Annotated in this window: 26 protein-coding genes; 11 read left to right on the top strand and 15 right to left on the bottom strand. The window is 64.7% G+C overall.

Annotated elements, in window-relative coordinates; all coding sequences use genetic code 11:
- The first annotated feature begins 10 nt into the window (after nucleotides 1–10).
- Nucleotides 11–1105 (top strand): acyltransferase family protein, encoded by a 1095-nt coding sequence (locus WKW80_RS19270; protein ID WP_340365180.1) that lies wholly within the window; start codon nucleotides 11–13, stop codon nucleotides 1103–1105.
- Here the strand turns inward: WKW80_RS19270 and WKW80_RS19265 are convergent.
- Both WKW80_RS19265 and ettA read right to left on the bottom strand, forming a co-directional pair.
- On the bottom strand, nucleotides 1096–2190 hold the full coding sequence (locus WKW80_RS19265) for a PQQ-dependent sugar dehydrogenase (RefSeq protein ID WP_340365179.1): 1095 nt from the start codon (nucleotides 2188–2190) through the stop codon (nucleotides 1096–1098). The two genes, WKW80_RS19270 and WKW80_RS19265, sit on opposite strands and share 10 nt — an antisense overlap.
- Nucleotides 2191–2656: 466 nt before the next feature.
- Nucleotides 2657–4318 carry an energy-dependent translational throttle protein EttA gene (gene ettA, locus WKW80_RS19260; protein WP_340365178.1) on the bottom strand — a complete coding sequence of 554 codons (1662 nt, stop codon included), beginning with the start codon at nucleotides 4316–4318 and terminating at the stop codon, nucleotides 2657–2659.
- Between the two features lie 594 nt (nucleotides 4319–4912).
- On the opposite strand from ettA, the gene WKW80_RS19255 reads away from it, so the two are divergent.
- The 6 genes from WKW80_RS19255 to WKW80_RS19230 all read left to right on the top strand — a co-directional run bounded on the left by WKW80_RS19255 (nucleotide 4913) and on the right by WKW80_RS19230 (nucleotide 9489).
- Nucleotides 4913–5050: a hypothetical protein gene (locus tag WKW80_RS19255; protein ID WP_340365177.1), complete on the top strand. Its 138-nt coding sequence runs from the start codon at nucleotides 4913–4915 to the stop codon at nucleotides 5048–5050.
- Nucleotides 5037–5648 (top strand): hypothetical protein, encoded by a 612-nt coding sequence (locus tag WKW80_RS19250; protein WP_340365176.1) that lies wholly within the window; start codon nucleotides 5037–5039, stop codon nucleotides 5646–5648. Before WKW80_RS19255 ends, WKW80_RS19250 begins: the two co-directional genes overlap by 14 nt.
- A 372-nt stretch (nucleotides 5649–6020) precedes the next feature.
- Nucleotides 6021–6443, top strand: coding sequence for a hypothetical protein (locus tag WKW80_RS19245; RefSeq protein ID WP_340365175.1), 423 nt, complete (start codon nucleotides 6021–6023; stop codon nucleotides 6441–6443).
- 200 nt (nucleotides 6444–6643) lie between these two features.
- Nucleotides 6644–6847, top strand: coding sequence for a P-loop NTPase family protein (locus WKW80_RS19240; RefSeq protein WP_340365327.1), 204 nt, complete (start codon nucleotides 6644–6646; stop codon nucleotides 6845–6847).
- Between the two features lie 223 nt (nucleotides 6848–7070).
- Nucleotides 7071–8942: a DEAD/DEAH box helicase gene (locus WKW80_RS19235; protein ID WP_340365174.1), complete on the top strand. Its 1872-nt coding sequence runs from the start codon at nucleotides 7071–7073 to the stop codon at nucleotides 8940–8942.
- 151 nt (nucleotides 8943–9093) lie between these two features.
- Nucleotides 9094–9489: an MAPEG family protein gene (locus WKW80_RS19230; RefSeq protein WP_340365173.1), complete on the top strand. Its 396-nt coding sequence runs from the start codon at nucleotides 9094–9096 to the stop codon at nucleotides 9487–9489.
- A gap of 181 nt (nucleotides 9490–9670) precedes the next feature.
- Here the strand turns inward: WKW80_RS19230 and WKW80_RS19225 are convergent, their stop codons facing one another.
- A complete protein-coding gene (locus tag WKW80_RS19225; protein WP_340365172.1) occupies nucleotides 9671–10054 on the bottom strand; it encodes a hypothetical protein in 384 nt (127 codons plus the stop codon).
- 72 nt (nucleotides 10055–10126) lie between these two features.
- On the opposite strand from WKW80_RS19225, the gene WKW80_RS19220 reads away from it, so the two are divergent.
- Entirely contained in the window at nucleotides 10127–11140 is a 1014-nt protein-coding gene (locus WKW80_RS19220; RefSeq protein WP_340365171.1) for an endonuclease/exonuclease/phosphatase family protein, read from the top strand.
- An 18-nt stretch (nucleotides 11141–11158) separates the two neighbouring features.
- On the opposite strand, the gene WKW80_RS19215 is transcribed toward WKW80_RS19220, so the two are convergent.
- The 12 genes from WKW80_RS19215 to nac all read right to left on the bottom strand — a co-directional run bounded on the left by WKW80_RS19215 (nucleotide 11159) and on the right by nac (nucleotide 21043).
- Nucleotides 11159–12001 carry an ABC transporter substrate-binding protein gene (locus WKW80_RS19215; RefSeq protein ID WP_340365170.1) on the bottom strand — a complete coding sequence of 281 codons (843 nt, stop codon included), beginning with the start codon at nucleotides 11999–12001 and terminating at the stop codon, nucleotides 11159–11161.
- Nucleotides 12002–12043: 42 nt separating this feature from the next.
- Nucleotides 12044–12778, bottom strand: a complete 735-nt coding sequence (locus WKW80_RS19210; RefSeq protein ID WP_340365169.1) for an amino acid ABC transporter ATP-binding protein — start codon at nucleotides 12776–12778, stop codon at nucleotides 12044–12046.
- A 97-nt stretch (nucleotides 12779–12875) separates the two neighbouring features.
- On the bottom strand, nucleotides 12876–13634 hold the full coding sequence (locus tag WKW80_RS19205) for an amino acid ABC transporter permease (protein WP_340365168.1): 759 nt from the start codon (nucleotides 13632–13634) through the stop codon (nucleotides 12876–12878).
- Between the two features lie 3 nt (nucleotides 13635–13637).
- On the bottom strand, nucleotides 13638–14339 hold the full coding sequence (locus WKW80_RS19200) for an amino acid ABC transporter permease (protein WP_340365167.1): 702 nt from the start codon (nucleotides 14337–14339) through the stop codon (nucleotides 13638–13640).
- 43 nt (nucleotides 14340–14382) lie between these two features.
- Nucleotides 14383–15135, bottom strand: coding sequence for an SDR family oxidoreductase (locus tag WKW80_RS19195; protein WP_340365166.1), 753 nt, complete (start codon nucleotides 15133–15135; stop codon nucleotides 14383–14385).
- A gap of 89 nt (nucleotides 15136–15224) precedes the next feature.
- Nucleotides 15225–15992 carry a LamB/YcsF family protein gene (locus tag WKW80_RS19190; protein ID WP_340365165.1) on the bottom strand — a complete coding sequence of 256 codons (768 nt, stop codon included), beginning with the start codon at nucleotides 15990–15992 and terminating at the stop codon, nucleotides 15225–15227.
- Nucleotides 15993–16005: 13 nt separating this feature from the next.
- A complete protein-coding gene (locus WKW80_RS19185) occupies nucleotides 16006–16380 on the bottom strand; it encodes an acetyl-CoA carboxylase biotin carboxyl carrier protein (protein WP_340365164.1) in 375 nt (124 codons plus the stop codon).
- A 28-nt stretch (nucleotides 16381–16408) separates the two neighbouring features.
- On the bottom strand, nucleotides 16409–17395 hold the full coding sequence (locus tag WKW80_RS19180; protein WP_340365163.1) for a 5-oxoprolinase subunit C family protein: 987 nt from the start codon (nucleotides 17393–17395) through the stop codon (nucleotides 16409–16411).
- Nucleotides 17392–18039 (bottom strand): 5-oxoprolinase subunit PxpB, encoded by a 648-nt coding sequence (gene pxpB, locus WKW80_RS19175; RefSeq protein WP_340365321.1) that lies wholly within the window; start codon nucleotides 18037–18039, stop codon nucleotides 17392–17394. The genes WKW80_RS19180 and pxpB overlap by 4 nt, the downstream gene beginning before the upstream one ends.
- A gap of 95 nt (nucleotides 18040–18134) precedes the next feature.
- Nucleotides 18135–19487, bottom strand: coding sequence for an acetyl-CoA carboxylase biotin carboxylase subunit (gene accC / locus WKW80_RS19170; protein WP_340365162.1), 1353 nt, complete (start codon nucleotides 19485–19487; stop codon nucleotides 18135–18137).
- A 5-nt stretch (nucleotides 19488–19492) separates the two neighbouring features.
- Nucleotides 19493–19945: an acetyl-CoA carboxylase biotin carboxyl carrier protein gene (locus WKW80_RS19165; RefSeq protein ID WP_340365161.1), complete on the bottom strand. Its 453-nt coding sequence runs from the start codon at nucleotides 19943–19945 to the stop codon at nucleotides 19493–19495.
- 159 nt (nucleotides 19946–20104) lie between these two features.
- Nucleotides 20105–21043, bottom strand: coding sequence for a nitrogen assimilation transcriptional regulator NAC (nac, locus tag WKW80_RS19160; RefSeq protein WP_340365160.1), 939 nt, complete (start codon nucleotides 21041–21043; stop codon nucleotides 20105–20107).
- 164 nt (nucleotides 21044–21207) lie between these two features.
- On the opposite strand from nac, the gene WKW80_RS19155 reads away from it, so the two are divergent.
- The 3 genes from WKW80_RS19155 to WKW80_RS19145 all read left to right on the top strand — a co-directional run.
- Entirely contained in the window at nucleotides 21208–22416 is a 1209-nt protein-coding gene (locus WKW80_RS19155; RefSeq protein WP_340365159.1) for an aspartate transaminase, read from the top strand.
- Between the two features lie 37 nt (nucleotides 22417–22453).
- Entirely contained in the window at nucleotides 22454–23125 is a 672-nt protein-coding gene (locus WKW80_RS19150) for an RraA family protein (protein ID WP_340365158.1), read from the top strand.
- A 130-nt stretch (nucleotides 23126–23255) separates the two neighbouring features.
- Nucleotides 23256–23456: SDR family NAD(P)-dependent oxidoreductase (locus tag WKW80_RS19145; protein WP_340365157.1), on the top strand; the 201-nt coding region annotated here is incomplete at its 3' end.

The raw sequence follows: 23456 nt of genomic DNA, 5'->3' as shown, positions 1-23456 counted from the left end.
ATCGTCGGGAATGAACCCAGCCGCCGAAAAACATGTTTTCAGTGCCCTCGATGCCGGCCGCGGAGTCGCGGCACTCATGGTCATCGTGCACCACCTCCCGGAAGCGCTGCGCGGCCACGCGTTCGAATCCGCCAATCTCGCGGTCGACTTCTTCTTCGGGCTCAGCGGCTTCGTGCTCGCGCACGCCTATCTCGACAAGCTCACTGCCGGCCGGATGAGCGTGCGCGAATTCATGGTGGTGCGGTTGATCCGCCTCTACCCGCTCTATCTTTTCTCATTGATTCTGCTGCTCGTCTGGCTGGCCGGCATGGTGATCGATTCAAGGCCCATTCCCTGGTCCATCTTTGCGTTGGCGGGCAAGCTGCCGTTTGCGCTGGTCATGCTGCCGTCACCCTCGCTCGACTTCAGCGCCTATCTTTATCCGTTCAACATCGCCGCCTGGTCGATCGCCTTCGAATTGGCCGTCAACCTCGTGTTCGCGATCTATGCCAGGCAGATGCAGCGACCGGCAGTGCGCTGGGCGGTGATCGCCGTCTCCGGCGTACTGCTGGTCGTGCAACTGCTGGTCAAGGACGACCTTGGCGGCTCCTCGTGGAACACGATCGTCATGGGCGTACCGCGTGTCTGCTTCTCCTTTTTCCTCGGCATGCAGCTCTATGAATGGCATTGCCGCCGCACGCCGATACGACGCACGATGGGCGGCGCGACGAGCCTGGCGGCGCTGGCGGTCCTGTTCGGCTTGCTTGTTGCGCCGGCGCATCTCTGGCTTGAACTCGGAGCGATCTTCCTGGTCTTTCCGCTGTTGATCGTGGTGCTGGGTGCCGCGGAACTCCCGCATGGCCGCGTGGGCGACGCATTGCAGCGCCTTGGCGTCCTTTCCTATGCGGTCTACGTGTTGCATGGGCCCCTCCTTCGTGCCTGGCTCTACCTCTATCCAGCCTCCGTGCTGGACGCCAAGGTGGTGATTGGCACTACCTTGCTGCTCGTGACCGTCGTCGCGGTCAGCTGGGCCGCGGACCGCTGGTTCGATCGACCGATTCGATCGAAGCTCCAGCTTCGGCTGCGCCAGCGCGCATCCCGCGCCCCTGCCGCCGCTCAACGCTGAAGTCGTAAGAGCTTCCCGCTCGCGCCGTCGGTCAACACGTAGAGCCAACCGTCCGGGCCCTGGCGCACATCCCGGATTCGTTCTGCGCGCTCGGCCAGCAGGCGCTCGCGAGATACGACCGTGTCGCCGTTGAGCGTGATGCGCCACAGCGACGTTCCGGCCAGCGCACCGGCGAACAGGTTGCCCTGCCATTCGGGAATGTTGGGTGCCGAGTAGAAGGTCAGGCCGCTGGGCGCCATCGACGACTTCTGCGTGCCCGGCGCCCAGGCCGACCCGTCGATCTTTTCCCAAACCGTTGCGGGCTGTTCCATGCCAGCCTTGGCCGTGCCCTCCCCCACCTGCAGGAGGGTTCCGTATTCCTGGCCGTAGCTGATGATCGGCCAGCCGTAGTTGCGGCCCGCCTGCGTCAGGTTGATTTCGTCGCCGCCCTGCGGCCCGTGCTCGCTGGTCCACAACTGGTTGGTGCCGGGCCGCATGGCCGCGCCCTGCGGGTTGCGGTGGCCGTAGCTCCAGATCGCCGGCAGGGCGCCCGCCACGCCGAAGTTCGGGTTGCCCGGCGCCGGATTGCCGTCGGTGGTGATGCGCACCACCTTGCCATTGCCGCGCGTCAAGTCCTGTGCGAAGCCACGTTGCGAGTCGAGCAGCCGCTCCCCCATCGTGACGAAGAGATAGCCCTGGCTGTCGAACGCGAGCCGGGAACCGAAGTGCGCCTCGCTTTGCGCGACCTTGGGCGTCTGCCGGTAAATCACCGTCACGTTGGCCAGCGCGAGGTTGTCCGCGTCGAGCACGGCGCGCAAGACCGCCGTGCCGTTGAGCGTCGCATTGGCCGCGTCGCGTTCGGCGAAGGTCATGTAGATGCGGCGGTTGGTGGCAAAGGCGGGGTCGAGCACCACATCGAGCAAGCCGCCTTGCCCGTCGCTGTCGACCGCCGGGACACAACACACCGTATCGTTGCCGCCGTTGACGGCCGAGCCGTCGGACTTGCGCAGGTGCAACCGGCCAGTGCGCTCGGTGATGAGCATGCGGCCGTCGGGCAGGAACGCGAGCGACCAAGGGTATGGCAGGCCTGTCGCGACCTCCGTCACCTTCAGCAGACTTGAAGGCTCCGACGGGGCCGGAGCCGGAGCCGGAGCCGGAGCCGGAGCCGGAGCCGGGGCCGGGGCCGGAGCCGGGGCCGGGGCCGGGGCGGCCACGGGCGGGATGGCGGGCGCGGGAGGTGGCGCTGCCGTCGGTGTCGAAGCGACGCCCATCCCGGGCGCGGGCGCGTTCGCGCCATCCGCCGCAGCGGCAGGCGTCGTGGAAGCGGCTATCGGAAACGCGATGCCCCCGCCCCCACCGCCGCCGCCGCCCCCGCAACTCGCCACCAACACTGGCGCAGCGACCCACAGCCATCGCATCGATTTGGTCATTTCGGCAAACCTCGCAAACCTCCGCGAACCATAGCCGGATGCTGTAGCACTGCCCTGCCCGCAGGGCACAAAAAAACCGCCACGCGGCGGTTTCATTTGTAAGCGAACGCCCCGGGTTCGGGGCCGTCGCGGCGCAAGCGCTTTACTTGAGCGCCTTGTACCGCATGCGGTGCGGCCGGGCGCCCTCTTCGCCCAGGCGCTTCTTCTTGTCGGCCTCGTACTCCTGGTAGTTGCCGTCGAAGAAGGTCCACTGGCTATCGCCTTCGGCCGCGAGGATGTGCGTCGCGATGCGGTCGAGGAACCAGCGGTCATGGCTGATGACCAGCACCGAGCCCGCGAATTCCAGCAGCGCGTCTTCCAGTGCGCGCAGGGTTTCCACGTCGAGGTCGTTGGACGGTTCGTCCAGCAGCAACACGTTGCCGCCCGCGATCAGCGTCTTGGCCAGGTGCAGCCGGCCGCGCTCGCCGCCCGACAGCGTGCCGACCTTCTTCTGCTGGTCGCTGCCGTTGAAGTTGAAGCGGCCAGCATACGCACGGCTCGCCATCTGGAACTTGCCGACGTTGATGATGTCGAGGCCGTTCGAGATGTCTTCCCACACGGTCTTGTTGTTGGCGAGTTCGTCGCGGTGCTGGTCGACGAAGGCCATCTTCACTGTCTGGCCGACGATGACTTCACCCGAGTCCGCCTTCTCCTTGCCCGCGATCAGCTTGAACAGCGTCGACTTGCCGGCGCCGTTCGGGCCGATGATGCCGACGATGGCGCCAGCGGGCACGGTGAAGCTCAGGTTGTCCATCAGCAAGCGGTCGCCAAACGACTTGCTGACGTTGTGGAATTCGAACACCTGGCTGCCGAGGCGGTCGGCCACCGGAATGAAGATTTCCTGCGTCTCGTTGCGCTTCTGGTATTCGACGTCGCTCAGTTCCTCGAAACGGGCCAGGCGTGACTTGCTCTTGGCCTGGCGCGCCTTCGGGTTCTGGCGCGACCATTCGAGTTCCTTCTTCAGGGCCTTGGCATGGGCTTCTTCGCTCTTCTGCTCCTGCGCCAGGCGTTCGCCCTTCTGCTCGAGCCAGGTGCTGTAGTTGCCCTTCCATGGAATGCCGCGGCCGCGGTCCAGTTCCAGGATCCACTCGGCCGCGTTGTCGAGGAAGTAGCGATCGTGGGTGATGGCGACCACCGTGCCGGTGAAGCGCTTCAGGAACACTTCGAGCCACTCGACCGATTCGGCGTCCAGGTGGTTGGTGGGTTCGTCGAGCAGCAGCATGTCGGGCTTGGACAGCAGCAGGCGGCACAGCGCGACGCGGCGCTTTTCACCGCCGGAGAGCAGGCCGATCTTGGCGTCCCACGGCGGCAGGCGCAGCGCGTCGGCGGCGATTTCCAGTTGGTGTTCCGAGTCGGTGCCGGCGGTGGCGATGATGGCTTCGAGTTGTGCCTGCTCGGCGGCGAGCGCATCGAAGTCGGCATCTTCGGCCGCATACAGCTCATAGACTTCGTCGAGGCGTTTCTTGGCCGCGTTGACCGCGCCCATCGACTCTTCCACCGACTCGCGCACCGTGTGCTCGGGGTTCAGCTTGGGCTCTTGTTCGAGGTAGCCGATCGTCAGGCCCGGCATCGGCGTGGCTTCGCCTTCGATTTCCTTGTCGACGCCGGCCATGATCTTCAGCAGCGAAGACTTTCCGGAACCGTTCAGGCCGAGCACGCCGATCTTGGCGCCGGGGAAGAAGCTGAGTGAAATGTCCTTCAGGATCTGCCGCTTGGGCGGCACGATCTTGCTGACACGATTCATGGTGTAGACGTACTGGGCCATGTCTATCTCTGTTCGGTGATGGGGGACTGCGCGGGATGGTCGGGAAAGCTGGCAAAACGATCTTGCGTGAGGATCGGTTGCGAATCAGCCTGCCATGTCAGGCGGTTGCTGAGGCAGCACGTTTTCTGACCGGGGTTTGCCGCCAAGTCTAACGCACGCCCTTGCCGTTTCCTGAACGAGCGCTCGAAGCGCTGCTATATTGGTCGCCAGAGGTCGATAGGCCGCCGCGCATGGCGGCGTGCCAGTCGCTCATCAGGGAGACAAGAATGACATCAAGGCTCGCCTTGCCGCGCCTGTGGCTTTGCCGCAAAACCAGACCACGGCGCCTCGCCGAGCGAGCCAGGCCGCGGCCCCAATCATTTCCATACTCCCTCGAAGCCGACGCTGCGGGGCGACTCCGCCGCGTTGTCCCCAGACACGCGCGATAGCTGGGGTGCAACTCTTCAAGAACGGGCGGGTGCCCGTCGCGCCCTGCACCTGGGGCCTTCGTGAATCTCGGATGTAGCGCTCGAGGATCGCAGCATCCAGCTTTCCTTTGCACGGATTTGCGTCGACTGCCAAGGCATCTCCCACGGTTTCGCAAGCCAGCCGCACGTGACGGCACTGTTCGCGCTGGCGGAGGCATCGATGGAAGAGATCTCCAAGTTCTCGATTCATCGTGCCAAGGCGCGGCTACCGCGGCCGCGTCCCGCCAAGAATGTCAGTTCTCAGATTGTCAATGGCAATTTCTGAACGCACTTTCCAAGTCATTTCATTCTTCAACCAAATCGAAATAATCATGGATGATTCGACAAATCTTTCAAGACGGATGCCAGATTTAATCGGCAGTTTCATTTGGTGTACAGCAGCAGCGATCAACCCCATAGGAATCGTTTACATCGCGATCGGACTGAAACTTTCATTTTCGCAGGCGAATTCATACTTCATCGATAACATATTGAAGGTCTTGGGCCTCGCAATCGCCCCCGTTTCCGCAATGATCATATCTCTGAATTTGAAGAATCGTCGAACACGCAAGGTGACGACGAATATTGCATTGCTCCACGCCGCATCCTCCATTCAGCCAAAATACATGAAAGACGTGAATGGCGCCGAATCTCTTTCAGAACGAATGCTGTACCTGCTTCGCCTGTACGCCTGGGGCGCGGCAATATTGGCCACCGGAACAGGATGTGTCTACCTGGTCATGGGATTCCAATTTACATTTTCCGATGCGAATTCATATTTCATGAGCAATATCGATAAGGTGCTGGAAGCCGCAACACCCGCCTTTGCGATAGCAATCCTCGCCCTTGACTTGAGAAATCGCCGAAGGAATAGGTATTTCTGAATCACGCATCAAGAGGTGGAATACCGGAACCACATCTCCTCCAGTAGACCAAACCCTCGAAATATCAAGGCCCAGCAACGAAGTTCCAGGAAGAATTTGGCACTGTTTGCGCGGCTCGTGCAGCCGGACATGCTCCCACGGCCTTCTTCCGCTGAGCGAAACATCAAAGCCTTTGCCCTTTCGTCTGTCGAAGTCATAAAGCCTTCAGATGACGCCACAACTCGATGCCGGCTTCGGCGGCTGCTTCAAGATCACGCTCCACAAACAGCCGTGCACTCGGGTCTCGTATCGACTTTCTTTCGCCACTCATCCATCAACTTGCTCAACGAGACATCAAACAGATTCAACCAATGAATTCCAAAGAAAAATTCGATGAAATATCATTCATTTAACGCCGTACTTTTCTGTTCATTGCTATGGCTTTCGCTGCCCCGTCAGTCTCTGGGAGCAATCAGCGAACAGGACATCAAGAACCTGCAACACAGCACACACTACTTTCGTGGTTTAGTCGGATTTGCTGGCGATCTATCAGATCAAGACTTGCTTTTCGAGAAGATCCTCGAAGACCGTGACGCGGAGAGCATCTTCATGGAGACCATTTACTCAAAGCATGCAACGCCAGAAGCAAAGGCGTATGCCGCCTGTGGCCTGAGCAAGATCAAGAGCAGGCGTTTTCAAGAGGCGGCAAACAACAAGGAAAATAGCACATTGAACGTTACAACAATGAATGGCGACATTCTCAAAAAGGAAAAATACTCGACAATAATCAAAAGAATCATCCACGGCGGTTGTTGAAAAAAGATTGAGGCCCTTCGCCACAACATCTCGAGATCGAAGATGCAAGCACGTCGCCGACGTGGACCCGCCGGCTGCAGGTAGACACGCACGCGAAGATCACCTCGGGCTGACGGGGCCACGACGGGTACGGTGACGATTGGCGGCGGGCCGCTCGCGCAGGCGGACCCGGCGCCGGCGGGGACCGATCGAAAGCCGTGATGCAGGACGACCAAACGTTCTCTGCGAGCCTGCAAGCAACCAGGCACCTCGACGAATGCAAGGAAAGGCAGGTCAACGAGGCGATCCGCGGACTGCCGATGACGCGCATCACGATCGCCCATCGACCCGAGACGATCGAAATGGCCGGCTGCGTCATTGACCTCGGCGCGAACGCTTCGGCGGCGGGAAGACGCGGCGCCTGAACCATCGAATCCGACTCATGCGACAATACGCGTCGTTGCCGGGTCCAGTTGCCCGCAACAGCGGCTCTTCTGCCGGGGACAAGATGGCTTCCTGCACACCCATGCAGGCCTTCGGCTCCCACTCCTGATCTCATCTGCCTTTGACTGGCCGGATCGCTCCCAAACAAAAGAGCATTGCGGCGGGCCGATGCCACTGCGCCATGGAAGGCGCTATTTACTCTCAATGAACTTTGATGATCTGAAGTTGGCCCCGGCCATCCTGAAGGCTGTGCATGAACACGGCTACGACACCCCCACCCCCATTCAGGCACAGGCGATCCCCGTCGTGCTCGAAGGCCACGACCTGCTGGGCGGCGCACAGACCGGTACCGGCAAGACGGCGGCGTTCACGCTGCCGATGCTGCATCGCCTCGCCACCGGCGAAAGCGCCACCAACAAGTTCGGCGGCACCGGCATCCGTGCCCTGGTGCTGACCCCGACGCGCGAGCTCGCGGCCCAGGTCGAAGAGTCCGTTCGCACCTACGGCAAGTACCTCGAACTCGACTCCACCGTGATCTTCGGCGGCGTTGGCATGAACCCGCAGATCAGCAAGCTCAAGAAGGGCGTCGACATCCTCGTGGCCACGCCGGGCCGCCTGCTCGACCTGCAGCAGCAAGGCATGCTGGACCTCGCGCAAGTGCAGATCCTGGTGCTCGACGAAGCCGACCGCATGCTCGACATGGGCTTCATCCATGACGTGAAGAAGGTGCTGGCCCTGGTGCCGAAGGACAAGCAGAGCCTGCTGTTCTCGGCCACCTTCAGCGACGAGATCCGCGACCTCGCGGCCACGTTGCTGAAGAACCCGCAAAGCGTGCAGGTCACGCCGCGCAACACCACGGTGCAGCGCATCACGCAGGTGATCCACCCGGTGGGCCGCGGCAAGAAGAAGGCGCTGCTCGCGCACATCATCAACGAGAACAACTGGAGCCAGGTGCTCGTGTTCACGCGCACCAAGTTCGGTGCCAACAACGTGGCCGAGTTCCTGACCAAGAACGGCATCGAGGCGATGGCGCTGCACGGCAACAAGAGCCAGAGCGCACGCACGCAGGCATTGGCCGGATTCAAGAGCGGCGAGATCCGCGCGCTGGTGGCCACCGACATCGCGGCCCGCGGCATCGACATCGACGAGCTGCCGCATGTCGTCAACTACGAGATCCCGAACGTCAGCGAAGACTACGTCCACCGCATCGGCCGCACCGGCCGCGCCGGCAACAGCGGCGAGGCCGTGAGCCTGGTCTGCCTGGACGAGGAAGGCTTCATGCTGGAGATCGAACGTTTCACCAAGCAGCAGATCCCGGTCAAGCTGGTCGAGGGTTTCGGTCCCGAAACCGGCGAGCGCGCCGAGCCGATCGCCATGGGTCGCCAGACGATCTGGGGCGGCGCCGGCCGCCCGCCGAGCCGTGAAGTGATGCAGGCGGCGGCCAAGGCGGCGCGCACCGAGATGCTGCAGCGCGTTCGCGAGAACAAGGCTGCACAGGGTGAACGTGGCGGCAATGGTGGCGGCCAACGCCGCGCCGGCGGTGAAGGTCAAGGCCGCAATGCCGGTGGTGCGGCAGGCCACGGCGCGAATGGCGGTGGCGCGAATGGCGGCCAGGGCGGCCGTCGCCGTCGTGGCGGCGCGGGTGCAGGTGCAGGTGCGGGTGTGGGTGCAGGCGGTCACCAGGGCGCTGCACGCGCGCCGCAGCCGCACGCCACGCATCACGGGCATCAGGCGAGCCATGTCCCGCATGAAGAGCGGCAGCCGCGCCATCATGGCAACAGCCACAGTCCGACGCAAGCCGATGCCCTCGCGCATCGCCGCGCCGAAGTGGGAGCGGGTGGCGGCGTCGCAGGGCAGCCCGATCCGTTGCGCACCAGCGTCGACAGCATGGGCGGTGGCCGTGGTCGCCGTGGCGGCGGCGGCGGTGGTTACGGCGGCGGCAACCGCTCCGGTGGCGGTGGCCGCTCCGGCGGTGGTGGCTATGGCAGCAGTGGCGGCTACGGCAGTGGCGGTGGCCGCTCGGGTGGCGGCGGCTACGGCGGTGGCAACCGATCAGGCGGTGGCCGCTCGTACTGAGCACGCATCTGCTTGCAGCGAGAGAGGCGCCTTTTCAGGCGCCTTTTTCTTTGGGAAGGAAGGCCGCGGATACGTTGTTCGGCAGGGCAAGAACTTGCACGGCCCCTTACACTCGCCCCGCTTCCCGCTCTCATGCCAACAGGAGATTCTGATGACCGCCACGCTCACCTTCGTTATCTACATGGCCATCCTCACCTGGCTGACGATCCTTGTCGCGAGCCTTATCCGCGCCAGGGGATGGACTTTTGCGGGAACCCTGCTTGCCATCGGCAACCGCGACAACCTGCCAGCGCCGACGGCCCTGGCAGGTCGCGCACTGCGCACGGCACAAAACACCTTGGAGAACTTCGCGCTCTTTGCGGCCATCGCACTGGTCGCCCATGCAGCCGGTGTCGACGGCCCGAAAGTCGCCACGGGCGCGCAAATCTTCTTCTGGGCCCGCGTCGCGTACGTTCCGGTCTACTACGCCGGCATCACCTACGTGCGCACCGCCGTATGGGCGGTCAGCATCGTTGGCCTCGTCATGATGATCTCCGCCATCTTGTAGCGGCAAGCGCGGTTCCCCGGGAAGTCATCTCAGTTTTCCACCGCGCTATCCCGTGACATGCGACGCATGAAACCAGGACGAGCACCGCGAAGTCTGTTCGTGGGCACCCGCGGAACCGGCTTTGCCGGGCCGCTGGGTGCGCCCCCTCGAGGGGGAGGCGCCGCAGGCGCTTCGGGGGTGTTTAGTCCCTCCGGTCTTCCGCATGCTCCCTGTCGAAGCGCTGCTCGGCATCGACGAGGTGGCTGATCAACACATGCGATATCAGGTTGACGCCGATGCCGCCGAACATCAGCGGAAAGAGATAGAGCGCAAAGGAAAGCTCCGACAGGAACAGCGCGTCATCGGCCAGTGATGAGGTCATGGCAGCCGCTGCGGCCATGTGCCGCAGGAAGTAGATATCGAGCCCGGCGATGGCCACCAGCGTGAAGCCGAGCACGAGCACGGTGGTGCGCGAGACGGCACGCTTCGCGAGCAGCACCGCATAGATCGCGATCGGCAGCGCCACCGACGCAATGGCCATGAGCCAAAAGCTCAGTTCTGCAAATACCGAGTTGCTTATCGTCATCGACTTCGACTTTCCAGGACAGGTGCAGGCACGGCCGGGATCGATTCTGAAGCCAAAGAGTTAGATTCCCGCATGCCCGACATCCCGCCCAACTACGCCACGCTGTTCCTCGCAACCGGCAACCTCCTGAATCTGGCTCTGCCGAATCGCATCTACTACGAGAACCAGGACGCCTACACGCAACACGAATATGAACGCAAGGTAGCCTGGACCGGCGAGCGCATCCATGCGCTCAACGCCGACGTGCTGGCGGTGCAGGAAGTGTGGGACGAGGCAGCGTTGAAGGATGTCATCGCGGCAAGCGGGCTTCGCTACGACTTCGTCTCGGTGCCGGGCGCGGAGAACGCACCGCCTGCCAACGGCGCGCAAGGAACTCCGCGCGTGGGCATCGCGACACGGCTTCATGTGGAAGGCGTGCGTTCATTCACCGAGTTGGCGCCGGGCTTCGTCGTGGATGTGCCGGGCCTCGGCCCGCACGCGCGCTTCGAGCGGCCGCCCCTGCTCGCAACCTTGCGCATGAAGCACGGCCAAGCGGTGAACGTGATGTCGGTGCACCTGAAGTCGAAACGGCCCAAGTTCCTGCAGGATGCCGGCGGCAATGCGATCGAGGACCGCGACGACCGCAAGGTGGCGGCGCGCGCATCGCTGCGCTCGCTGATGATGCGCGGCGCCGAAGCGGCTGCCCTGCGCTGCATCGTCATCGACCTGCTGCAGGGCAGCGAGCTGCCGCTCGTCGTGATGGGCGACTTCAACGACAACCCGCACAGCGTGACCACGCAGCTCGTCGCCGCGACTTCCGACGTGGCCTACGACAAGGCCGCGCGCGACGTCGCGCTGTTCAACGCGTATGAAATGCAGGGCGAGTCAGCGCTGAAGAAAGACGTTGCCTACTCGCACATCCACCAAGGCTACCCCGAGGTGCTCGACCAGATCCTCGTGAGCGAAGAGTTCATGCCCGGCAGCCATCACAACCTGGGCGACGTGCGCCGCGTCGACTACTTCAACGACCACCTGCACGAGGGACGCGACCGCTCGCGCTCGGACCACGGTTTTGTCCGGGCGTTGCTGCGGCTGCGCACGAGCTGACGATGAGGCGCGGATATCTCAAGGCAGCAGTTCGAACTTGAGATCCGCGAGCGGCGTGACCTTTTCGTCGCGCGTCATCTTGTACTCGGTGTTCGGCCCCAGCCACTTGGCCCAGATCTTGTCGATCTCGCCGGCCTTGTCGAGCGCCATGAGCGCGGCATTGACCTTGGCCAGCAGCACGGGTTCGTCCTTCTTCATGCCCACGCCGATCGGCTGAAGCACCATCGGCTCCTTGATCATCTTGAGTTCGACGCCGGAGGTCTTCGACTGGTTGACGAGCTTGGTGATGGTCATGGTGTTGGCGACCATGCCCATCGACTTGTTCTGCTGCACCGCCATGAAGGCCGAGCCGGTGTCCTGGAAGGTGACGGGCTCGGAGCCGTTCATCTTGATCGACAGTTCCGACGTCGAGCCCTTGGTCGAACTCAGGCGCTTGCCCTTGAAATCGGCTTTCGTGGTGCCGGGGTCCGACGCCTTGACCGCGAGCATTTCCTTGGCGACGTAGTACGGATCGCTGAACTGGATCTGCTCGCCACGGCTCTTGGTGTAGGCCAGGTTGGCGACCGTCACATCGACGCGGCCGAGCTTGACCTCGGGCACGCGTGCTTCCACCGACAGCGGCGTGACCTTGGCCGTGACGCCGAGTTGCTTTGCCAGCGCATTGCAGAGATCGATGTCGAAGCCCACCATCTCGCGTGTCTTCGGATCGGGTGCGGCAAAGGGCGGCACGTCGGCGAAGGTGCCGCACTTGAGTTCCTTGCGTTGCTGGATCTCGTCCCACTGGTCCGCGTGGGCCAGCATGCCCAGCGTGGAAAGGCAGCAGCCGATGGCGGCGAGACGGAAGGCGGTCTTCTTCGACATGATTGAACTCCAATGGACGTGTGGATGAGGTTGGAAAAGGATTCAGTGCGCGCGCAGGTCAGACAGGAAGCGCTTCGCACGCGGATGCTGCGGGCTATTGAAAAAGGACTCGGGATCGGCTTTCTCGAGGATCTGGCCGGCGTCCATGAACCAGACGCGGTCCGCCACCTCGCGGGCGAAGTTCATTTCGTGCGTGACGCACATCATGGTCATGCCGTCATTGGCAAGGCTGCGCATGACAGACAGCACTTCGCCGACCATCTCGGGGTCGAGCGCGCTGGTGGGTTCGTCGAACAACATCGCCGGCGGCTCCATCGCCAGCGCACGCGCGATGGCGACGCGCTGCTGCTGGCCGCCCGACAACTGCGCCGGATACGCGCCGGCCTTGTTCGCCAGGCCGACACGTTCGAGCAACTGCATTGCCTTCTCGCGCGCCGCCGCACGCTTCACACCCAGCACGCGCATCGGCGACAGCATGATGTTCTCGAGCACCGAGAGATGCGGGAACAGGTTGAAGCTCTGGAACACGAAGCCGATGCGGCTGCGCAGCTTGTTGAGCGCGGCGCTGCTCATCGGCGCATGGATGTCGTGGCCGTCGAATAGCAACTGGCCCGACTTGACTTCCTCGAGCCGGTTGACCGTGCGGATCAGCGTCGACTTGCCGGATCCCGATGGCCCGCAGACCACGACCACCTCGCCCTTCTTCACCTCGGCGTTGACGTCGGTCAGCGCCTGGTAGTCGCCATACCATTTGTTGATGTTGGAAAACAGAATCATCGGGTTATCCTCTGCGGCGCCTCGTTGAGCGCCCTGGGCTGGATCGGGTTTCATGCGTCTGTCTCCGGATGTTCTAGAGGCGTCGTCTTGTGCGACTTCAGGGATTGGCCACCACCGACGGTGGCAACGATGGTTCGTCTCCGATCGACTTGACCGGTGCCGCACCGAGCCGCTTGTGCGCAATGCGCCGCTCGACCCACTGCGCCAATTGCGTCAGGCTGAAGCAGACGACGTAGAAGGTCATCGCCAGGATGAAGAAGACCTGGAAGGGCTTCGTCAGCAGCTGGTTGTTGATCTGGTTCGCCGCGAAGGTGAGTTCCTGCACGTTGATGACATACCCCAGCGTCGTCTCCTTGATCGTGGAGATGAACTGGCTCAGCATGCTGGGCAGCATGTTGTAGAGGGCTTGCGGCAGGATCACGAACCACATGGTCCCGAGGTGGCTGTGGCCCAGCGCGCGCGCCGCCTCGGACTGCCCCTTGGGCAGCGCCTGGATGCCGGCGCGCACCACCTCCGACAGGTAGGCGCCCTCGTAGATCACCAGCGTGCAGAGCATCGTCGTGAAGCCCGACACCTCGCGCCCGATCAGGATCGGCACCAGGAAGTAGACCCACAGGATCACCATCAGCAGCGGAATGCCGCGCACCACGTACACCAGCACGGCGGCAGGCCAGCTCAGCAGCTTCCACGGGGACAACCGGGCCAGCGCCAGCAGGACCGACAACGGAAACGCGAGCACGATGCCCAGCACCGACAGCATCAGCGTCGCCACGATGCCGCCCATCGGGCCGTTGGGGTACTGCCCGATGAGCAGCAGCAGCCAGTTGTCGCGCAGGATTTCGAAGATGCTGAACATGGCTTACCTCGCTCCTGCAATGCGATAGCGGCGCGCGACTCCGGCACCGATCGCCATGATGACCAGCGAAAAGGCCAGGTAGAGCACGGTCGCGACGCTGTAGGCCTCGAAGGCGCGGAAGCTCTGGCTTTCCACCTCCTTGACCGCGTGGGTCAGCTCCGCCACGCCGATCGCCATGGCCAGGCTGCTGTTCTTGAAGAGCGACACGCTGTGGTTGATGAGCGCAGGAATCGCATTGCGGATCGCTTGCGGCAGCATCACGTGCCGCATCGATCCGATGTAGCCGTGCCCCAGCGCACGCGCGGCCTCCGCCTGGCCGGCCGGGATGGAGCGCAGGCCGGAGCGCATGTCTTCGCTGAAGTACGCGGCCTGGCACAAGCCGAGCGCGATGATCGAGATGAGCGCCTCCGCGTTATGGTTCGACAGCCACTCCTGAAACAGGTCGGGCAGCAAGCTGAAGATGCCGAAATACCAAAGCATCAGTTGAACCAGCGTCGGCACGTTGCGGTGATAGGAGACGTAGGCAGCGACCGCGCGCTCGGCCACGCGGTTGGTGGTGAGCCGGACCACCAGCAGCACCACGGCGATGGCCATCGCCAGCAACCAGGAGCCCACCGCGATCTTCAGCGTCATGAACACGCCGTGCAGCAACAGCTCGCCGAACTCCGGCTTCATCAAGACCGCCAGCAAATCGAAGTCTTTCATGCGCCGGTCCTTTGCGTGAGGTGGTTTGGAGCTGCCGGTTCGCTCAGGCGCGAGCCACTTCGGGGCGGGTGGTGGACAACCCACCGGGGACTTGCAGCGTGGGCGTGATTTCCATGTGGCCCACGTTCACCGCGATGGGCGCGGCAATGGCGAAGGCAATGGCATTCGCGATGTCCTCGGCATTCGGCAACTCGAAGCCTTCGACGAAGCGCTTGTAGGTTTCCTCGGAATCGCCATGCACGTGCGCAAAGATGTCCGTCGCCACGCGGCCAGGGCAGATCTCGGTCACGCGCACCCGCTTGCCGAAGACGTCGATGCGCAACTGGCGAGACAGCATGCTCACGGCCGCCTTGGTCGCGTGGTAGGTGCTGTTGCCGTTGAAGTTGTAGGCGCCGGCGATCGAGCTGATGTTGATCACATGCCCGCGGTCGCGCTCCGCCATGCCCGGCACCACGAGGCGGCATAGGTGCAGCACGGCACGCAGGTTCACGTCCACCAACAGGTCGATGCCTTCGGCGTCGGCTTTCAGGATCGAGCCCGGACGGTCGACGCCGGCGTTGTTGACCAGCACGTCAAACGGAACTTCCTTCGCCAGTTTCGTCAGCGCCTCGATGTCGCTCACGTCGAAGGCATGCGGCACGCAGCCGGTGCGGGCAGCCAGTTCATCGAGCTTGTCGGCGCTTCGGGCCACCGCATGCACCTGGAGGCCTTCCTTGCAAAGACGTTCGACGACGGCCGCGCCAATCCCCGATGAGGCACCTGTGACCAGCGCGGTCTTGTAGTCGGAAAAAGGCATCTTGTGGCTTTCGTGGAGGAGTGTTTTCACTGTATCGAGCAGCGGGAGTTGGCGCCAAGACGGAATGTCTGTGGAGAGATAAGGCGTCCTTATGTTGCGAGCTGGCGGGAGATCGGCACGACCTTGCCGGCAGCTTCCACGATCTCGCGCACGGCACGTGCCAGCGCCACGGCGCCGGGCGTATCGCCATGCAACAGGATCGAGCGGACCTTCATCGGGATCTTCTTGCCGCTGTAGCTGAGGACCGTGCCGTCGTCGAGCAGCTGGCGCACCCGCGCCAGCACGGCCTCGCGGTCGTGGATGACGGAATCCGGCAGCTTGCGCGGGACCAGCAGGCCCTGGTCGTCGCAGGCGCGATCGGCCAGGAAGGTGGTGGCCACGCGCAGTCCGCATCGCTCGGCGGCATCTTCGATGGCGCGGCTGGCGGACGAACTGATGATGAGATCGGCGTCGAATGCGGCCACGGCGCGCACCAGCGGCCCGGCCAGTTCCGCATCGGCGGCCGCCATGTTGCCGAGTGCGCCATGGAAGCTCATGTGCGTCATGCGGTGCCCCGCCGATCGCGCCATGCCCGCCAACGCGCCGAGCTGGTAGGTGACGTAGGTGGCGAGTTCGGCCGGGTCGATCTGCATCTGGCGCCGGCCGAAGCCGAGCAGGTCCGGAAAGCCGACGTGCGCACCGACATCGACACCCCTCGCCTGCGCCATGCGCACGGTGCGGTCCATGATGACCGGATCGCCGGCATGGAAGCCGCAGGCCACGTTGGCGGACGAGACGATCTCCAGCAGCGCCTCGTCCTCGCCCATCCGCCAGGGGCCGAAGCCTTCGCCCAGGTCAGCGTTCAGGTCGATGTCCATGAATCGGTCCTTCTCATTCGATCGTCTGAAGGGCGAGAAGCGGCTCGCCCCAGCCCACGGTCTGGCCGTTGTCCACCCGCACCTCGGCTATCACGCCCGCGAGCGGCGCGTCGACCGACCGGAGCAGTGGGCCGATCTGCAGAAGGCCGACGGGCTGGCCTGCCGACACTTGTTCACCCACGCTCGCCAGCGGCTTCGATCGCATGGGATGGGCATGCAGGAAAACGCCCACGGACGGCGCGGCGACCAGCGCCGCATCCGGCTGCATGTCGTCCGCGCCCAGTTCGATGACCTCGCCCGACGCGGCAGCGCGTCCCAGGCGGATCGATCCGGTCGGCGTGCGCAAGTCCAGCAGGCCGATGTCGGTGCCCGCGAGCCACGCGATCAATTGTTGGAGTCGTTCGATGTGAGGCATGTCAATTCACGCGCGGGGCGCTGTGGTGCAGGTCGACGACGCGCTTGACCTTGTCGAGCCAGGCCTCGACCTCGTCGAGCGCTGCGACGGCTTCGTCCCATGTGACTTCCACGAAACGGATGCGGCTGCCGATCGGCGCCTGGCCGAGCCGCCACAGGTCGGCCTCGATCACCGTGCCGAACTTGGGATAGCCGCCCGAAGGCTGCGCGTCGCGCATCTGGATGATGGGCTGGCCGCTGTGCGGCACCTGGATCACGCCGGGCACGATGCCGTGCGAGCGCATTTCAATGGGCGCGACAAAGCGCAATGCCTCGCCTTCCAGACGGTAGCCGTAGCGGTCGCTCTGCGCGGTGATCTTCCATTCGCCCGCCCAGAATTCGGCGCGCGAGCTTTCCTCGAAGGCGAGGTACTCGGCGCAGGGCAGCACGCGAACGGCCCTCACGTCGTCCTTGCCCAGCGGCAGCGCCAACGCCGGCGGGACCAGGCCGAAACCTGTCTTGCAGGGTTGCCCTGCCCCCGCGGCGCGCAGCGTGTCGCCGCGACGCAAGGCGCGGCCTTCGTGGCCACCGAACGCGCCCCGCAACTGCGTGCTGCGCGAGCCCAGAACTTCCGGAACATCGACGCCACCTGCAACGCACAGGACGGCGCGGCTGCCGCGCAGCGCGCCATCCTGCGGCAGGCCCAGCGTCAGCACCTGGCCGGCGCGCGCCTGGTGGCTCCACCAGGGCATGAGCGGCTGCTCGTCGAGACGCGCCCCGCAGTCGGCGCCCGTCAGTGCGAAGGCGCAATCCTCGTCGAAGCGCACCTTGAAGGGAAACACCGGAACCTCGATGCCGGCCGCGTTGACGTCGTTGCCGAGCATCAGGTTGCCCGCCGCCAGCGCGAGGTTGTCCATCGCGCCCGACGTGCCCACGCCCCAGCGCAGGCTGCCGGGCCGCCCGAGGTCCTGCACGGTGGCCAGCGCGGCAGAGGAAAGTACTTCGATCATTTGACGATCCTCTCGACACGGAAGCGGATCATGTCGCCTGGCTGCAGCAGCGCGGGCGGGTTTTGCAAAGGGTCGAAAAAGGACATCGCCGTGCTCCCGATCGTGTTCCAGCCGCTCGGCCCGGCCGACGCCGACACGCCGGTTTGCGCGCCGCCGATCGACACCGCACCGCCGGGAATGCTCAGCACCGGCACCTTGCGGCGCGGCGTTGCGATGCGCGGGTCCATGCCGCCGAGATAGCAGTAGCCCGGGTGGCTTCCCAGGGCATACACGGGATAGGTGGGCGCGCTGTGCAGCGCGACGATTTCTTCCACGCTGAGGCCCGTGTGGGACACCACGTCCGCCATGTGCGGGCCGCCTTCGCCGCCGTAGACCACCGGGAGTTCGATCACGCGGCCCTCGATCGGCAGTTCGACCGCCGCCGCCCACGCTTCGTGCAGGCGCGTTTCCAGCTCTTGCAGCGCGCTCATGTTGCGAGGCGGCCGGACAAAGGTCAGCATGAGGTTGTTCATGCCCGGCACCGATTCACGCACCTCGGGCCAGGCCTGCGTTTCGCGCGCCAGTGCCCAGATGCGCTTTTGCGAAGCGAGTTCCAGGTCGCCGGGCGCCTCGAACAGCAACGCGGTCGTGCCGAGCAGGCTGATGGAGGCACCTGGCGCTTTCGCTGACGCGCCCTTTGCCTTGCGCGAACCCGCACCGCCTGAGCGCGGGCCGGTCGTTCGTTGGGTTGCTGCTGTCGTCACGCCGCCCTCCTTTGCTGAAGCCAGCGTTCGAGATGGTGGATGTCCACGCCGCCGCTGGAAAAACCTTCGTCGCACAACACTTCGCGGTGCAGCGACACATTGGTCGAGATTCCCTCCACGCGCATCTCCGCGAGCGCGAGCCGCATGCGGTCGAGTGCATCGTCGCGCGTGCTGCCATGGACGATCAGCTTGGCGATCATCGAGTCGTAGTACGGTGGTACACGATAGCCCGCATTGGCATGCGAGTCCACGCGCACGCCGAATCCGCCCGGCACCTGCCAGGCGGTGATGCGGCCCGGCGACGGCGCGAAGGTCGCCGGGTCTTCCGCGTTGATGCGGCATTCGATGGCATGGCCGTGGCAGCGGATGTCGGCCTGAACGAAGGCCAGCCGCTCGCCCCGCGCCACGCGGATCTGCTGCTGCACGATGTCGATGCCCGCCGTCATTTCAGTCACCGGATGCTCGACCTGCAGGCGCGTGTTCATCTCGATGAAGAAGAAAGCGCCGCGCTCATAGAGGAATTCGAAGGTGCCGACGCCGCAATAGCCGATCTGCCGGCACGCAGCAGCGCAGCGTTCGCCAACTTCGGCCACCAGCGCGTCGTCGATGCCCGGCGCCGGCGCTTCCTCGATCACCTTCTGGTGGCGGCGCTGCAATGAACAGTCGCGGCTGCCCAGCCACACCGCGTTGCCGTGGCCGTCGGCGAGCACCTGGATCTCGACATGGCGCGGATGCAGCAGGAACTTCTCGATGTAGACCTCGGGGTTGCCGAATGCGCGCCGCGCTTCTTCGCGCGTCAGCGCCATCGCGTCGAGCAAGCCGGCTTCTTCGTGCACGACGCGCATCCCGCGACCGCCGCCACCGCCTGCAGCCTTGACGATCACCGGGTAGCCGATGTCGCGCGCCAGCGCGAGAACTTGCGCAGGGTCTTCCGGGAGCCCTTCGTCAGGCCCCGGCACGCAAGGAACACCGGCGCGCCGCATCGCGTTCTTGGCCGCCACCTTGTCGCCCATCGTGCGGATGCACGCCGCACTCGGGCCAATGAAGGTGAGACCGGCCCGCTCCACGCGTTCCGCGAAGCCCGCGTTCTCCGACAGGAACCCGTAGCCCGGATGGATCGCCTGTGCGCCGCTGACCTCGGCCGCAAACAGGATGGCCGATTGATTCAGGTAGCTCTGCCCCGGCGCCGCAGGGCCGATGCATAGCGCCTGGTCGGCCTGCGCCACGTAGGCGGCATCGCGGTCGGCGTCGGAATGCACAACCACTGTCTTGAGCCCGAGGCCCCGGCACGCGCGCTGGATGCGCAACGCAATCTCTCCGCGATTGGCGATGAGGACGGTGTCGAACATGTGCATCACCCTTCCTGCCCGAACCGGAACATCGCCTGCCCCGCTTCGACTTCCTGGCCTGACTTGACCAGCACCTCGCTCACCGTGGCATCGCGCTCGGCGCGCACTTCGTTGAAGACCTTCATGGCCTCGATCACGCAAAGCGTCTGGCCGGACTTGATCGACTGGCCGACCTGCACGAAGGCGGCTTCTCCGGGCGTCGACTGGAGATGCACCACGCCGTACAGCGGTGCAAGGCATTCGTTCGTCCGTGCCGCGGGTTGCGCCTTCACGGGCGTCTTCGGCGCCACGCGGCCAACCGCGCTGCGCGCTGCCCCCAAGGCGCGCGGCGGCGCTGCCTCCGCAAGCGCGGACTGCTTCACCAGCCTCAACGTGCTGCCGTTCTCGCTGAACTCCAGTTCCGACAGGTCCGAGCCTGCCAGCGCATCGATAAGCGTCTTGATCTGTTCCTGGTTCATGACCGCGCCCTGTCGTCTGGACAGGACATCCTTGGTGGCCGACGCACTCCGCGAACGCGTGACGGCATGCATGAAAGGTAACGGCCGCAGGGCTTCTTGCCCAAGACGGATTGGCTGTGCCGGGATAAGGGTGCCTTATGACAAGGCGGGACAAGGCGGTCAGGACAAGGCGGTCAGCTCGGGTTCGGGTGTCGACGCGACGGTGCCGGCCAGGTCCACCACCAGTTCGAGCAGGATGCTCTTCACCGCCTGCGCGGGCTCCGAAAGCGGCAGGTGGTCCGACTGGCACAGCGCCAGCGGCGCCTCGATCACCGGCTCCACGATCTGGAATTGCCAGGCACCGCAGGACGCCACGACCTCGCGCGCCATCGAGGCCGGCAGGATGCTGGCGCCGAGGCCATCCGCGATGGCGGCCGTGAGCGTGAAAGCCGATTCGATCTCCGCCACCACATGCGGCACCATGCCGGCGCGCACGAACGCCGCATCGACCAGCTTGCGAACCACGTTGTAGGGGCGTGGCAGCATCAGTTCCATGTCGCGCAGGTCGGCCAGGCGAACCGGCGGCGCAGGCGGCGGCGTCGAGGCCGGCCCCACCAGGAACAGCGGCTCCTTGAGCAGCGGCAGGAAAGTCAGCCCGTGGATGGCCTTGTCGCCGTACAGCACCGCCAGGTCCATGCGCCCGTTCATGATGAGTTCGCTCAGCGTGGTGCCGTAATTCTCGTTGAGGTACAGGAGGATGCCGGGATGGCGCGCGCGCACGGTGCGCAGCAGGGGCAGCGACAGGGCCGAGGCCGCAGTTCCGGGCGCCAACCCGACCGATACCTGCCCCGAAAGCCCTTCCCCGGCTGCCTCCATGTCGACTCGCGCCTGCTCGCACTGCCGCAGGATGATCTGCGCATGCCGGTAGAGCACCTTGCCGGCCTCCGTGGGGGTCACGCCACGCTTGGTGCGCACGAGCAGCTGTTGCCGCACTTCGCCTTCCAGCGTCGCGAGCTGCTGGCTCAGCGCCGGCTGCGCAATGTAAAGAACCTCGGCCGCCTGCGTCAGGCTGCCGATGTCCACGATCTTCACGAAGTATTTGAGGCGTCGCAGGTTCACACCCAGTCCCCAAGCAAAAGCCAAGCCTAGCACCGGCCGACCGGGCTGCCTATCGGACGGCACCATAAGCTGAGCCTATCGAACCAGACCGAACTCGTCTTGGCCGTGAGGAGGAGATCTGCGTACCGTTACGTCCCATGCATCCCTCACCCCAAGGAAGATCCGTGAACACCTCCCGCATTGCCTCGCGCGTCCGGCGCATCAAGCCGTCGCCGAGCACGTCCGCCGCCGACCGCGCCAACGAACTGCGCCGCCAGGGCAAATCCATCGTCAACCTGGTCGTGGGCGAGCCGGACTTCGACACGCCGGCCCACATCCGCCGCGCCGCCACCGAGGCGATGGACAAGGGCGCCACGCGCTACACGCTGATGGCCGGCACCGTGGAGCTGCGGCAAGCCATCGTTGCCAAGCTGCAGCGCGAGAACGGCCTGACCTATGCGATGAACGAGATCATCGTCACCAGCGGCGCCAAGAGCGCGATCTACAACGCCTTCGCCATCACGGTGGAACCGGGCGATGAAGTGATCATTCCGGCGCCCTACTGGGTCTCGTACCCCGACATGGTGATCGCCTGCGAGGGCACGCCCGTTGTCGTCGCCTGCCCGGAAGCCAATGGGTTCAAGCTCACCGCGGCGCAGCTCGAGGCGGCCATCACGCCGCGCACGCGCTGGCTGCTGATCAACTCGCCGAGCAACCCCACCGGCGCGAGCTACACCGCCCCTGAATACCGCGCGCTGGCCGACGTGCTGCTCAAGCACCCGCACGTGATGGTGATGACCGACGACATCTACGAGCACATCCGCTTCGATGGAGAGGCGACCGCGCACATCCTCGCGGTCGAACCAGCGTTGCGCGATCGGACCCTGGTGGTGAACGGCGTGTCGAAGACCTATGCGATGACGGGATGGCGCATCGGCTTCGCGGCCGGCCCGTCCGACCTCATCACCGCGATGGACACCCTGCTCTCGCAGACCGCCGGCAACTGCTGTTCCATCAGCCAGGCCGCGGCCACGACGGCGCTCAACGGCGACCAGAGCTTCATCGCGGAGAGCGTGGCCGTCTACAAGCAGCGGCGCGACCGCACGTTGGCCCAAATCAATGCCATCCCCGGCCTGAGCTGCGCGACACCGCCGGGCGCCTTCTACCTCTACATCAACTGCGGCGACCTGATCGGCAAGACGACGCCGGCGGGCAAGTCATTGCAGCAGGACAGCGACGTCGTGATGTACCTGCTGGAAAGCGCCGGCGTGGCGACGGTCGCCGGAACCGCATATGGCCTCTCGCCCTATTTCCGCCTTTCCATCGCCACCTCGATCGACATCCTGGACGAAGGCTGCAAGCGGATCGCCGGCGCAGTCGCCGAGTTGCAGTAAGCGCTCTCGCACGACAAAGCACAACGAAGGACATCCCATGCAATTCAAAGCCATCCGCAAGAACCCGTCCGCCCCTCAGGCCGACCCGAAGATCCTCGCCGCGCTGCGCGACATTCCCGTGGCCGCGCTGAGCGACAACATGCACCGCAATATCGGCAGCGTTGGCCTGCGGCCGTATCACCGCGCCGGCAAGAAGACCATGGCGGGCACGGCCGTGACGCTGAAATCGCGCGGCGGCTGCAACCTCACGATGCTGCGCGCCTTCGAGTTCTGCCGACCCGGCGATGTGCTCGTGATGGACGGCGGCGGCGACCTCAGCAACGCCATGATCGGCGGCATCCTCTCGTTCTATGCCGCCAAGATCGGCACCGTGGGCGTGGTGCTCGACGGCGCGATCCGCGACCTGGCGGAAATTGCGGAACGCGAGTTCCCCGTGTATGCGCGCGGCGTGAACCACCGCGGCCCCTACAAGGACGGACCGGGCGAAATCAACGTTACGGTGTCGGTCGGCGGCATGGTGGTGAACCCGGGCGACATCGTGGTCGGTGACCAGGACGGGTTGATGGCCTTTTCGCCGGACGATGCGGAGTGGCTGATCGAAAAAGCCCGCGCTCACCTGGCGACCGAAGCGGAGACGATCCGTGCGATGACCGAAGGCCGATGGGACCGATCCTTCATCGATGCGCTCGAAGCGCGCTGCCCCAATTGAGGCGCAACCCGCGCCAACTCCCTGCATCGCCCAGCGGCGGTGCATCGGTGCAAACACGGCGCGCAATGGCGGCCCTGACCGCCGACAATCCAATCGCCGCGCTCCGCCTTGAACCGCAAGCCGGCACACCATGCCCGTCCATCCGGCAGGGTTGGCCCGCCGATCAAGGAACAAGGAGACCCGCTTGAACCCCGTCCTCAAAAGTTTCGACCTCACCGGTCGCACGGCCCTCATCACCGGCTCCAGCGCCGGCATCGGCTTTGCACTGGCACGCGGCCTGGCCGGCGCGGGTGCGCGCATCGTGCTGAATGCGCGCAATGCCGACAAGCTC

Source organism: Variovorax humicola (assembly GCF_037889915.1).
GTDB classification, from domain to species: domain Bacteria; phylum Pseudomonadota; class Gammaproteobacteria; order Burkholderiales; family Burkholderiaceae_C; genus Variovorax; species Variovorax humicola.
Note: the sequence above shows the minus strand (reverse complement) of the source record. Positions and strands in the feature narration are given on the sequence as shown.